Genomic DNA, 12,985 nt, shown 5'->3' with positions numbered 1-12,985 from the left:
CTGCTGTATGTATTTATTTACTGTTATAGAAAAATAATCTTAGCAACGAATAGGGCAGCAATGACCCAAACGCTAATATTTACATCGCGACCTTTGCCACTCATTGTCTTAACGGCAGCGTAGGTGATAAAGCCAAGGCCAATACCTTCAGCGATGGAGTATGTTAACGGCATCAGTAGGCAAACTACAACTACTGGTGCTGCTTCTGTTAAGTCGCGCCAATCAACACTCACCAAACCCGACATCATCAGGATGGCGACATAGAACAGGGCACCTGCTGTCGCATAGGCAGGCACCATACCTGCTAGCGGGGCAAAGAACAATGCCAACAGGAACAAAACGCCAACCGTCACAGCGGTAAGGCCGGTGCGGCCGCCAACAGCCACACCCGATACGCTCTCAACGTAAGAGGTCGTGTTCGATGTACCTAATACCGCTCCCACTGAAGTCGCCGTACTGTCGGCCAATAGTGCACGGTTTAGACGAGGTAGCTTACCGTCTTTGTCGATCAGCTCTGCTTTGGTTGCGACACCGACCAAGGTGCCCGCAGTGTCGAACAGGTCGACGAACAAGAACGCGAACACAACTGAAATCAAGCCTACTTCCAATGCTCCGGAGAAATCCATCTGCATGAACGTTGGGGCAATGCTCGGTGGTGCCGACACAATACCGGCATAGCTCACTTCGCCCACCAGCACACTGATTGCGGTAACCGCCAGAATGGCAATCAGTACCGCCGCTTTGTAACCACGGTGCACTAGGGCAATGGTCAGGAAGAAACCAAGTGACGCCATTGCCGCCGGGAAGCTAGTGAAATCGCCAACCTGCACCAGAGTCGCAGGGTTATCAACGACAATACCTGAGCTTTGCAGGGCGATAAACGCCAGGAACAAACCAATACCCGCCGAGATCCCGATACGCAGCGCATGAGGAATTGAGTTGATAATCCACTCTCGCACCTTCAGTACACTCAGGGCAATAAAACACAGGCCGGACAAGAATACCGCCGCAAGCGCAACCTGCCACGTGTGGCCCATTCCCAGCACCACACCGTAGGTGAAAAACGCATTCAGGCCCATCCCCGGCGCCTGAGCCACTGGGTAGTTAGCCACAAAGCCCATGATGAAACAGCCCACAACCGCAGCCAGACAGGTCGCAACAAATACCGCGCCTTGGTCCATACCCGTCGCCGACAGCATAGATGGGTTTACAAAAATGATGTAAGCCATCGTCAAGAAGGTAGTCAGACCCGCTAGCAGCTCAGTACGTACATCGGTACCGTTCTCTTTGAGTTTAAAAAGTTTCTCAAGCATTGCTCTCGATTCCTTGGAGATATTAAGCAATTGATATTGGTTTAAGGGATGAGCCGAAGCCGGTTCTCGGTTTCCACACATCACGAATTTTCAACAAATAGAAAACGATTGCGTCCCTATTTTGGGTGGCGATTATATGCTCGATAATTGTCAATTTCCAGTAAATAACGCAATTATCATCAACGAATACAATCAACCGAATAAAAAACCAACCAAGCAATATGAACTTGAAATTTAAACCAATAAAAACAACAACTTGAAATTTTAACAGCGCGGCTACATTTTGTTCAATTAATATTTTCCACCTATGCGCAATCGTTAATATCCACCATGAAATTGCATGAATTAACAGTTAACAGCAGATGTAATCGAATACACCTCAAAGGCATAAAATAAAGCTATCGTTAACGCCGGGAGGTATGACTGACAAAAACAGCTTGATGGTTCAAGAAGACAAAAAAAACGCCACTCCAACTGGAAGTGGCGTCAAGAATGTGACTAAAACCGAAATGCGGTTTCAAGAAATTCTTAAAGAAAGGGGGGTGAACAAAAAAAAATTGACCACTCAGATCCTGCCCGGCAATGTAGAGAACCAAGCAAGACGCAAGAATTAGTAGCCGAACGAGCTTGGGTATTTAAAGTTACCGGTGTATACAGCGCGGTTGTTCCAAAACTTGTTTACAGATTCAAATACTTTCATTTTTATCACCTTAACTATTAAGCAATGACTACACGTTGTACGTGTTTGGCCGTCTTGGCCTGACTTAAACTCGGTTCCTTGGAGGCGATATCTCGGGCTCATCCTAGAGCAAAATTTTTGTGTCGTTCGTCTTCGTTCAGAAGATGGTGAAACTATACCCTTGCCGTAATAAACTTTCAAGCATTTTCTTTAACCTCGTCACACTTTTGCCGTTATTGAGTGTTAGAACAACAAAAACTGTAATTAAGTTACAGCGCGGGCGCTCACATTTTCACTCCTTTGCGACCAAAGTGTAACCCCTCCCCCCTTGAACTACTACATAGTTACAACATATCTTATTCAACCATGCGCAGAGCTAAAACTACAATGAATGAGGGATAACATGGCGGCATTTCCATTACTCAGAAAAGTGTCTATTGGTAAGCGTTTATACTTGCTGAGCTTTATCGTCACTCTACTGACTCTTCTGCCGCTGGCGCTGTTTATTGCCAACTATCAAACCAACATCCTGGAGCAAAAAAGGCTGAAAACCCGCCACCTGGTTGAAAGTGCCCATAGCCTGCTCGGCTATTATCACTCCTTGGAACAGCAAGGCACCCTAACCCAAGCACAAGCCAAGCAACATGCCATTGATGCACTTGCTACCTTGCGATATGAACAAAAGGATTATTTCTGGATCAACGACATGGTGCCCACCATGGTCATGCACCCTTTCAAACCCGCCCTCAACGGCCAGCGTTTGGATACCTTAACCGATCCCAATGGCACAGCTCTGTTTGTCGAAATGGCCAATATTGTCCGCCAACAAGGCCAAGGTTTTGTCGACTACTATTGGGAAAAGCCAGGATTCAGTACGCCAATCGAGAAGATCTCGTTTGTGAAAGGCTTCGCCCCCTGGGGATGGATTGTCGGCTCGGGGATCTATGTCGATGATGTCAAAGCACTATTGTTGAGTGAGTTCCAACAATTCAGTGTGTACCTGCTCAGTGCATTAGCACTCAGTGCGGTACTGGCTTGGGTGATCACCCGCTCTATCACCATTCCATGCCAAGAAACAGCCCGAGCCATGCATGATATCGCCAAGGGAGAGGGGGATTTGACCCAGCGCCTCCCCTGCCAAGGGGATGATGAACTCAGTCAACTGGCCCGCTCGTTCAACACTTTCTCTGGCCATTTATCCGATATGCTGCGTGACATCGCCCCAGCCAGCGATCAAATCAGTGCGGCGGCAAGCCAGCTCAACAGTGTCGCCACCCAAACGGCTGGCAGCGCCAATCAAGCTTATCGCGGTATCGACAGCGTGGCCGCCGCCATGAACCAGCTCCACACCAATAACCAAGACATCGCCCAGTCAGCGCAACAAGCAGCCGATGCCGCCGATCAAGCCCAACAATACAGTACTAACAGCATTGCCGTAGTCTCGAACTCTGCAAAAGAGATGCACGCGCTGCTCACCTTGCTGGATGAGGCCAACCACAGTGCCCATGCACTGGACAGCGACTCACAAACCATAGGATCGGTACTGGATGTGATCCGCGGCATTGCCGAGCAAACCAACCTGCTGGCCCTTAACGCAGCCATCGAGGCAGCCCGGGCGGGAGAGCAAGGTCGTGGCTTTGCGGTTGTCGCCGATGAAGTTCGCACCCTGGCCAACCGAACCCAATCAAGCACCAATGAAATAGAAGCCATCATTGCCAGCCTGCAAGACAAGGCAGGCAGTGTAAGCAGAGCCCTGGTCAAAACCCGCCAGCAATCATCCAGCACGGCCGAGCATGCCGATGAGGTAGCCCAGACCCTATCGGCGATTGGTCAGCAGATCACCACAATTTTAACGCTCAACCAGCACATTGCCGAAGCCAGTGACCAACAGTCACAGGCTGCAGAAGCCATTAACCAGACCCTGCACCAACTCACCGAACATAGCCATCAGACAGCCGAACACGGGAGTCATATTGCTGCCGCCAGCACCCAGCTGCTGGCCAATGGGGAAAGCCTCGAGCGCCATATCAGCCACTTTAAGATTTAGCTGTTACCGTTTCAGGCACAGTGGTATCCTTGAGGTTAACCGCGATAGTTAATTGTTCTGAATAACTTTGCAATATAGTTAATTTCCCGCTAACTCATCGCCTATAACCAAAAGTTTATAAAGGAGACTGCTGTGTCAGAAATCAGTCAACTGTCACCTCAGCCAGTGTGGCAATTCTTCGATCAAATCTGCTCAATCCCGCACCCATCCAAACATGAAGAAGCGCTTGCCCAGCACATCATCCAATTTGCCCAAGGCGAAGGCCTTGAGGTACGCCGTGATGCCGTGGGTAACGTCTTCATCAAAAAGCCAGCGACACCAGGTATGGAAGATCGCAAGGGTGTTGTTCTTCAGGCCCACATCGATATGGTGCCGCAGAAGAACGAAGATACCGACCATGATTTCCTGACCGATCCTATCCAGCCATACATCGACGGTGAGTGGGTAACCGCAAAAGGGACCACCCTAGGTGCTGACAATGGCATGGGGATGGCAGCCTGCCTTGCGGTACTGGCATCGAAAGATATCGAACACGGCCCACTGGAAGTGCTGCTGACCATTGATGAAGAAGCCGGTATGACGGGCGCCTTCGGCCTAGAAGAAGGCTGGCTGGAAGGTGATATCCTGCTCAACACCGACTCAGAGCAAGAAGGTGAAGTCTACATGGGCTGTGCCGGCGGTGTCGATGGGTCACTGGTTCTCGCTACCCAGCGCGAAGCAACACCTGCGGACTACCAAGCCGTTAAACTTGTTGTTAAAGGCCTGAAAGGCGGCCACTCTGGCTGTGATATCCACACAGGCCGAGGCAATGCCAACAAGATCCTAGGCCGCTTCCTATTTGGTCATGCCGAAGAGCTGGGTTTGCGCCTCACCTCGCTAACGGGCGGTAGCCTGCGTAACGCTATTCCACGAGAAGCGAGCGCTGTCGTTACCCTGCCAGCAGAGAACGTAGACAAGCTTAACGAGCTATTCGCTTACTTCCAAGAACTGCTTGTGGCTGAGCTTGGCCGTGTCGAAACGGACATCAATCTATTTACCGAAGCTGCAGAGCTGCCAACAGACGTACTAGTAGCCGCTGACCAGCAGCGTTTCATCAACATGCTAAATGCAACTCCTAATGGTGTGATCCGCATGAGTGATGACATCGAAGGTGTGGTTGAAACCTCACTGAACGTCGGTGTTATCACCACAGAAGCGGATAAAATCACGGTACTTTGCCTGATCCGTTCGCTAATCGACTCGGGCCGCAGCAATGTAGAAGGCATGCTCAAAGCCGTTGCTTCACTTGCAGGTGCTAGCTGTGCGTTCTCTGGCACCTACCCGGGCTGGAAACCAGACGCTGACTCTGAAGTGATGCACCTGTTCCGCGAAACGTACGAGGGCATCTACGGCCGCGTACCGAACATCATGGTGATCCACGCCGGCCTTGAATGTGGCCTGTTCAAGAAACCATACCCAAACATGGATATGATATCTTTCGGTCCGACGATCAAGTTCCCGCATTCACCGGACGAAAAAGTCCAGATCGACACCGTTGCCCTGTTCTGGGAGCAAATGGTTGCGATCCTGAAGAATATTCCAGTAAAGGCGTAGCCGTTGCTTTCTGAGTAACCGATAAGAAAAGCGAACTCCTGTGAGTTCGCTTTTTTGATCCTGGCTATTGGCTATTGGCTATTGGCTATTGGCTATTGGCTATTGGCTATTGGCTATTGGCTATTGGCTATTTATCCTAAAAAGAAAGCTTTACGTGTAAAATAATTACTTTCAATTTCTTGCTCTTCCAGTAGCCTCTTGCCTTCCGCCTATGGCCACGTTCAAAACAACGATAGCTGCTGCGCCCGGGTGCCAAGATCCAAACCGACACTGATCCCTATCAAGCGGATTTCCCTGTCTTGCTGACGGGTCAGGGCCTCTTTCAGAAGGCCCTCGAACTGGGCCTTGTCCAACTTCGGCTGAGTATGCTCCACCGTGGTTTGCTGGAAGTCGGCGAATTTCACCTTCACCCCCTGCTTGGCAATATTGAGCTCGGGACGGACCTGCTTGAGTCGCTTTTCCAATTCGGGGAACAAGCGATCTATCACCTCCCAGCACTGCTCATAAGTGCTGATATTTTGTGAGAACGTCCGTTCCACGCCGACCGATTTGCGCTCCCTTTCCACTACCACTTCACGCTCGTCAATACCGTGGGCACGCGACCACAACGACTGGCCGAACTTACCGAACTGCTGCAACAGCAAGTGCCGGTCGTATTGCTGCACATCCTTACCGACATACAAGCCTTTATCATGCAGCTTCTGGATGGTGACCTTGCCGACACCGGGGATCTTCTCGAGTTTCAAGTCTGCCACGAAAGCGGGGATCTGATCCGGGGTCACGACATATTGGCCATCGGGCTTGTTGAGATCCGACGCTATCTTGGCAATGAACTTAACCGGGGCTATCCCGGCAGATGCCGTCAGATTGAGCTCTTCGCGAATAGCCCGGCGGATATCTTCGGCAATCAGCGTGGCCGAACCATGACACAGTTCGCAGTCGGTGACATCCAAGTAGGCTTCATCAAGGGAAAGTGGTTCGATCTTATCGGTATAGCGCTGGAAGATCTCACGGATCTGGCCCGAAACCTCTTTGTAGACACTCATTCGGCCGGACACCAAGGTCAGGTGGGGACACAGTTGCATCGCCCTGCCTGTTGGCATCGCCGAGCGCACGCCGTACTTTCGCGCCAAATAATTACAGGTACTGATCACCCCCCGCTGCTCCGACCGCCCACCGATGGCAATGGGGATATCTCGCAGCTCAGGGTTATCGCGCATCTCTACCGCCGCAAAAAAACAATCCATATCAACATGGATGATCTTTTTCTGGACCTTGGCAGGCTTTGGGGGGGACAACAGAGACATGCGAGCGGCTACCTGATTACTGTTTTTTTATACAGTGACATTATAGAGGTTGCGGCAGGCACTGTGAAGCCCAACAAAAAGCCCGGCTGTTGCAGGGCCGGGCTTAGAATTCAATTGAGCGAATGCTTGCTGATCAGATGATCTGGTTTTTCTTCCATTCCGCTGCACGCGCTTCACGCGCCTCACGCTTTAGGCGGGCATCACATGGCTCTGGGCAGTCACACTCTTTGGCAATACCGATGCCGTCAAGGCCGCCACAGCTGCCACTGACGCTTTTGCGCTGGAAAATGTAGCCAACAGCCATCGCAGTGATGACCAGCAAAAACACAGCAAAGGTAGTTACATAGATAACCATTGTTCAATCTCTACTTTTGATTCATGTATGGGGCAAAAGCATCCGAGGTATATTCCTTGAAGCCTTGCTCTGTTTTCACAACCAGCAGCAATGGAATTTGCTCCTGGTTAGCCAACGCCAGCGCTTTTTCCTCCCCCATCACAGAGAACGCCGTCGCCAGGGCATCGGACGTCATGCTTGATGGGTGCAACACTGTTACCGATACTACATGGTTGGCAATGGGCATACCGCTATTGGGGTCGATCAGGTGCGAGTAACGCACACCGTCTTCTTCGAAATAGTTACGGTAATCACCTGATGTCGCAACCGCCATGTCTCCCGGTTCAATCACTTCCTGAATCGCCCGGCTACCGTCTTCGGTTGGCTTTTCAATCGCGATGCGCCAAGGCACACCTTCCAGGTTATTACCTTTCAAGCTCAGCTCACCACCGATCTCAACCAGGTAATCCGCCACGCCTAGATCATCAAAGTAATCGGCGACCACGTCAACCCCAAATCCCTTGGCAATCGAGGACAGATCGACATACAGCTCCGGGATATCTTTGATCAGGCTGTTGCCTTCGACACTCAAATGGTGAATACCCACTATCTTGCGGCGTTCGGCCAGTTCTTGCTCGGTCGGTGTTTTCTCCGGGCGTGCTTCTGGGCCGAAGCTCCACAAGTTGACAATCGGCCCCACCGTCACATCCAGCGCACCGCCTGTTAGTTTGGCTAGGCGGATAGCCTCAGTCACGACCTTGGCAGTGTCTGGCGACACTTCAAACGGCTCGCTCGAGCGCGACTGGTTAAATTGGCTGAGCTCGGAATGCTTACGGTACGTCGACATCTGGTCGTTAACCAGCTCCAGTCGACGGTCAATTTCTGCCTGAATATCCGTGGCAGCCGGTAAGCCTTCCTGCTTAATCAACTTAATTGAATAGTAGGTACCCATGGTCGAACCGTTCAGGTGGATCATCTCACGCTGATCACTACAGGCCGACAGGGTAAAAACCAACGCAAGCATCAGCAGTGCGCGGTGCAGCAATGTCTTCATCCAACTACTCCCCAAATGAAAGACAGTCATTATTATTTGTAATGTGTAAGCACCATGTATAAAAACCTTAGCTTACATACCGTTATTATGCGCTTATTACGAAAAAAGGCTGACCCCGGTTGGGATCAGCCAGTTTTTCAGTGTGCGGCTAATTAGCCACCGAAGTCATCCAGTAGGATGTTTTCGTCTTCAACACCAAGATCTTTCAGCATGCCGATAACCGCTGCGTTCATCATTGGTGGACCACACATGTAGTACTCACAATCTTCTGGAGCTTCGTGATCTTTCAGGTAGTTCTCGTAGATCACGTTGTGGATGAAGCCTGTGTAACCATCCCAGTTATCTTCTGGTAGTGGATCAGACAGGGCAACGTGCCACTCGAAGTTCTCATTGTCAGCAGCTAGCGTATCGAAATCTTCTACGTAGAACATTTCACGCTTAGAACGCGCACCGTACCAGTAAGTCATCTTACGCTTAGATTTCAAGCGCAGAAGCTGGTCGAAGATGTGCGAACGCATTGGTGCCATACCAGCACCACCACCGATGAATACCATTTCGTTGTCAGTTTCTTTCGCGAAGAACTCACCGAATGGACCAGAGATAGTACAAGTGTCACCAGCCTTAAGCGACCAGATGTACGATGACATAATGCCAGGTGGTACATCAGGGTTGTTTGGCGGCGGCGTTGCAATACGTACGTTCAGCTTGATCAAGCCTTTCTCTTCTGGGTATGACGCCATAGAGTAAGCACGGATTGAATGCTCTTTCACGATAGACTCGTAACGGAACAGGTTGAACTTGTCCCAATCTTCGCGGTATTCCTCAGGAATATCGAAGTCAGAGTATTTAATGTGGTGCGGTTCAGCTTCAATCTGAATGTAACCACCTGCACGGAAAGGAACTTCCTCACCTTCAGGGATTTTAAGCACAAGTTCTTTAATGAACGTCGCTTCGTTATCATTCGAAAGAACTTCACATTCCCACTTTTTAACGCCAAAGATTTCTTCTGGAAGCTCGATGTCCATGTCAGATTTCACGTTAACCTGACACGCCAGACGCTCGCCTTCACGTGCTTCACCTTTAGTGATGTGGTCAAGCTCTGTTGGCAGGATATCGCCGCCACCAGATTTTACCTTCACGCGGCACTGGCCACATGAACCACCACCACCACAAGCAGATGATACGAAGATACCATTTGCTGATAGAGCATTTAGCAGTTTGCTACCGGCAGCGGTTTTAATCGCTTTTTCCGGATCGCCATTTACTGAGATAGTAATGTCACCTGATGGTACTAGCTTAGATTTAGCGAATAGGATCACTAGAACTAGAGCCAGGATAATCAGGGTGAACATGACTACGCCAAGAATAATATCCATTGATTATTCCTTATTATCCTGATTACAGCTGAACGCCGGAGAAGGACATGAAGCCCAACGCCATTAGACCAACGGTGATGAATGTAATACCTAGGCCGCGAAGACCAGGAGGTACGTCTGAATATTTCATCTTCTCACGGATACCCGCAAGAGCAACGATTGCTAGCATCCAACCGATACCAGAACCAAGACCGTATACTACAGATTCAGCAAAGTTATAATCACGCTGTACCATGAAAGATACACCACCGAAGATCGCACAGTTTACAGTGATCAATGGTAGGAAAATACCTAGCGCGTTATATAGCGGCGGGAAGAAGCGGTCCAGAACCATTTCCAGAATCTGTACCAGTGCCGCGATAACACCGATGAACGTAATGAAGTTCAGGAAGCTAAGGTCAACACCTGAAACAATGGCGCCGTCTTTTAGCAGTAGGTTGTAGATCAGGTTGTTCACAGGAACAGCGATCGTTAGTACAACGATTACCGCTACACCCAGACCGAAAGAAGTTTTAACTTTTTTCGATACGGCTAGGAATGTACACATACCTAGGAAGAACGACAGTGCCAAGTTCTCGATAAAGATCGAACGAACCAGAAGGCTTAGATAATGTTCCATGTTCCCCTTACTCCTTCGCTTCGATTTGTTCTGGACGGATGATACGGATAGCCCAGATCATGAAACCAATCAGGAAGAACGCTGATGGTGCTAGGATCATCATACCGTTTGGCTGGTACCAACCACCGTCAGACACTAGCGGCAGGATTTCCACACCAAATAGTTTGCCTGAACCGAATAGTTCACGGAAGAAAGCTACAGTGATAAGTACGAAGCCGTAACCAAGACCGTTACCAATACCGTCTACAAGAGATGGTAGAGGCTCAGACTTCATTGCGTATGCTTCAGCACGACCCATAACGATACAGTTCGTGATGATCAGACCAACGAATACAGAAAGCTGCTTAGAGATATCGTAAACAAAGGCTTTCAGTACCTGGTCTACCACGATTACCAACGATGCGATGATCGCCATCTGTACGATGATACGTACGCTGTTTGGAATGTGGTTACGGATCAGAGATACGAACAAGTTAGAGAATGCACAAACGAATGTTACCGCTAGGGTCATTACGAATGCCGTCTCTAGTTTGGTTGTTACTGCCAGCGCAGAACAAACACCAAGAATCTGAAGCGCGATCGGGTTGTTGTCGATAAACGGCGCAAACAGAATCTTCTTCATTTCTTTAGTATCAGCCATTGTTTAGGCCTCCTTCACGAACTTTAGCCAGGAATGGACCAAAGCCCATGTCACCCAACCAGAAGTCGAAGGTGTGCTGAACACCATTTGCAGTTAGGGTTGCACCAGACAGACCATCTACACCGTGGATGTCACCTTCAGGTGCACCGCCTTTAACGACGCGGATAGCTGGCTTGTTGTTGCTGTCGAACAATTCTTTACCAACGAACTGTGCACGCCAGTTCGGGTTCTCGATCTCACCACCAAGTCCAGGAGTTTCACCCTGCTCGTAGTAAGTGATACCCGCAAGCGTGTTGCCGTCAGTTTCTACTGCGATGAATGCGTACATCATTGACCACAGACCACCACCGTGTACCGGTAGGATCAGCTTGTCGATGTTATCGTTCGCATCTTTCACTAGGTAAACTGTTGCAACGTTTGCACGGCGGATGATCTTCGCTAGGTCTTGGTCACCAGAAAGGCGAATTGACTGCGCTGGATCTTTCGCTGCGTCACGCTGGCTGTACTCAGATGCAGTTGCACCTTCTTCAGTCTGCTCTACGAACTCGCCTGTTTCTAGGTTAACAAGCTTAGGCTCGATGAACTGGTCGTAAGCTTCAGTGATGTTGGTGCCATCTTGCAGAAGGCCCGCTACTGAAAGGATGTTGCGCTGAACATCAAGCACCGCATTCTTCTGCTGCAGTGGACGCAGAGCAACCGCTGCCGCTGATACCACGATTGAGCACACTAGGCTCAATGCGATAACAACAATTAGCGTCTTTTTAATGCTATCGTTATTACTTGACATGACGAGCTAGTCTCCGCTTGATGTTGCCCTGAACTACTAGGTTGTCAAATAGAGGTGCGAATAGGTTAGCAAATAGGATTGCTAGCATCATACCTTCTGGGTACGCAGGGTTAACCACACGAACCATAACAGCCATTGCACCGATTAGTGCGCCGTACCACCACTTACCTTTGTTGGTAAATGCTGCAGACACTGGGTCGGTCGCCATAAACATCATACCGAATGCAAAACCACCTAGAACTAGGTGCCAGTGCCATGGCATGCTGAACATTGCGTTGGTGTCAGAACCGATAATGTTGAATAGCGTCGCTGTCGCGATCATACCGATCAGCGTACCCGCGATGATGCGCCATGAAGCGATGCCCATAAACACGATCATTGCGCCACCAAGGATGATAGCTAGGGTTGAAACTTCACCGATAGAACCCGGGATACGGCCGATGAACGCGTCCATCCAGCTGATAGTATCGCCAGTCACAGTGTTGATCACTGCCGCCTGACCACCGTGTGCCCACTGGCTCAGTGCTGTTGCACCAGAGAAGCCATCTGCCGCAGTCCATACTAGATCACCAGAGATCTGAGCTGGGTATGCGAAGAACAGGAACGCACGGCCTGCCAATGCAGGGTTAAGGAAGTTACGACCAGTACCACCGAAGATTTCTTTAGCAACGACAACACCGAAGGTAATACCCAGTGCAGCCTGCCATAGTGGTAGTGTTGGCGGTACGATCAGTGCGAAAAGGATCGAGGTTACGAAGAAGCCTTCGTTAACTTCGTGCTTACGCACCATACAGAATAGGACTTCCCAGAAACCACCAACTGCAAATACAACAGCATAAATAGGTAGGAAGTAGGTCGCACCCAGTAGCATTTTGCTACCCCAGCCAGCGTCTGCTGACATAGTGCCGCCTAGCATTTCTGTTAGCCAGTAGTGCCAGTCGCCAGCAACGATAGTTGCCAGTTGCTCACCCACGTAAAGGTGGTTAAGCGCTGCGATAGCTTGGTGACCGGTGTTGTACATACCCCAGAACATTGCTGGGAAAACCGCAAACCACACCATGATCATGATGCGTTTTAGGTCAACGCTGTCACGAACGTGTGCGCTTGTACGGGTTACCTGACCCGGTGTGTACATCAAAGTTGCAAACGCTTCATAAAGCGCAAACCACTTCTCGTGCTTACCACCCGGCTCAAAATGGTGTTCAACCTGCTCGAGTAAATTCTTGAGGCTCATGA

The 12,985-nt window shown here is 49.9% G+C and carries 12 protein-coding genes; 3 read left to right on the top strand and 9 right to left on the bottom strand.

Annotation, left to right across the window (positions count from 1 at the left end; translation table 11 throughout):
- Nucleotides 1-23: 23 nt before the first annotated feature.
- A complete protein-coding gene (locus tag C9J03_RS15990) occupies nucleotides 24-1,313 on the bottom strand; it encodes an NCS2 family permease (RefSeq protein WP_039460625.1) in 1,290 nt (429 codons plus the stop codon).
- A 419-nt stretch (nucleotides 1,314-1,732) separates the two neighbouring features.
- On the opposite strand from C9J03_RS15990, the gene C9J03_RS15985 reads away from it, so the two are divergent.
- From C9J03_RS15985 to C9J03_RS15975, 3 genes are all read left to right on the top strand, one after another.
- Nucleotides 1,733-1,927 carry a hypothetical protein gene (locus tag C9J03_RS15985; RefSeq protein ID WP_044624051.1) on the top strand — a complete coding sequence of 65 codons (195 nt, stop codon included), beginning with the start codon at nucleotides 1,733-1,735 and terminating at the stop codon, nucleotides 1,925-1,927.
- 468 nt (nucleotides 1,928-2,395) lie between these two features.
- On the top strand, nucleotides 2,396-4,039 hold the full coding sequence (locus tag C9J03_RS15980; protein ID WP_044624052.1) for a methyl-accepting chemotaxis protein: 1,644 nt from the start codon (nucleotides 2,396-2,398) through the stop codon (nucleotides 4,037-4,039).
- A gap of 132 nt (nucleotides 4,040-4,171) precedes the next feature.
- Nucleotides 4,172-5,632, top strand: a complete 1,461-nt coding sequence (locus C9J03_RS15975; RefSeq protein WP_044624053.1) for an aminoacyl-histidine dipeptidase — start codon at nucleotides 4,172-4,174, stop codon at nucleotides 5,630-5,632.
- Nucleotides 5,633-5,853: 221 nt separating this feature from the next.
- Here C9J03_RS15975 and dinB read toward each other — a convergent pair whose 3' ends face one another.
- The 8 genes from dinB to C9J03_RS15935 form a co-directional block, all read right to left on the bottom strand.
- Entirely contained in the window at nucleotides 5,854-6,939 is a 1,086-nt protein-coding gene (dinB, locus tag C9J03_RS15970; protein ID WP_044624054.1) for a DNA polymerase IV, read from the bottom strand.
- Nucleotides 6,940-7,072: 133 nt separating this feature from the next.
- Nucleotides 7,073-7,294, bottom strand: a complete 222-nt coding sequence (gene nqrM, locus C9J03_RS15965) for a (Na+)-NQR maturation NqrM (protein ID WP_039460617.1) — start codon at nucleotides 7,292-7,294, stop codon at nucleotides 7,073-7,075.
- Nucleotides 7,295-7,304: 10 nt separating this feature from the next.
- Complete coding sequence (locus tag C9J03_RS15960) at nucleotides 7,305-8,315, bottom strand: FAD:protein FMN transferase (protein WP_420813014.1); 1,011 nt, start codon at nucleotides 8,313-8,315, stop codon at nucleotides 7,305-7,307.
- Nucleotides 8,316-8,479: 164 nt separating this feature from the next.
- Entirely contained in the window at nucleotides 8,480-9,703 is a 1,224-nt protein-coding gene (gene nqrF / locus C9J03_RS15955) for an NADH:ubiquinone reductase (Na(+)-transporting) subunit F (protein WP_044624056.1), read from the bottom strand.
- Between the two features lie 22 nt (nucleotides 9,704-9,725).
- Nucleotides 9,726-10,322 carry an NADH:ubiquinone reductase (Na(+)-transporting) subunit E gene (gene nqrE, locus C9J03_RS15950; protein ID WP_039460611.1) on the bottom strand — a complete coding sequence of 199 codons (597 nt, stop codon included), beginning with the start codon at nucleotides 10,320-10,322 and terminating at the stop codon, nucleotides 9,726-9,728.
- Between the two features lie 7 nt (nucleotides 10,323-10,329).
- The gene (locus tag C9J03_RS15945; protein WP_036831972.1) at nucleotides 10,330-10,962 is read right to left on the bottom strand and encodes an NADH:ubiquinone reductase (Na(+)-transporting) subunit D; all 633 of its coding nucleotides are present in this window, start codon (nucleotides 10,960-10,962) and stop codon (nucleotides 10,330-10,332) included.
- Nucleotides 10,955-11,749 carry a Na(+)-translocating NADH-quinone reductase subunit C gene (locus C9J03_RS15940; RefSeq protein ID WP_044624057.1) on the bottom strand — a complete coding sequence of 265 codons (795 nt, stop codon included), beginning with the start codon at nucleotides 11,747-11,749 and terminating at the stop codon, nucleotides 10,955-10,957. The genes C9J03_RS15945 and C9J03_RS15940 overlap by 8 nt, the downstream gene beginning before the upstream one ends.
- On the bottom strand, nucleotides 11,739-12,983 hold the full coding sequence (locus C9J03_RS15935; protein WP_039460606.1) for an NADH:ubiquinone reductase (Na(+)-transporting) subunit B: 1,245 nt from the start codon (nucleotides 12,981-12,983) through the stop codon (nucleotides 11,739-11,741). Before C9J03_RS15935 ends, C9J03_RS15940 begins: the two co-directional genes overlap by 11 nt.
- Between the last annotated feature and the right edge of the window lie 2 nt (nucleotides 12,984-12,985).

This window comes from Photobacterium gaetbulicola (genome assembly GCF_003025515.1).
Lineage (GTDB): Bacteria > Pseudomonadota > Gammaproteobacteria > Enterobacterales > Vibrionaceae > Photobacterium > Photobacterium gaetbulicola.
Note: the sequence above shows the minus strand (reverse complement) of the source record. Positions and strands in the feature narration are given on the sequence as shown.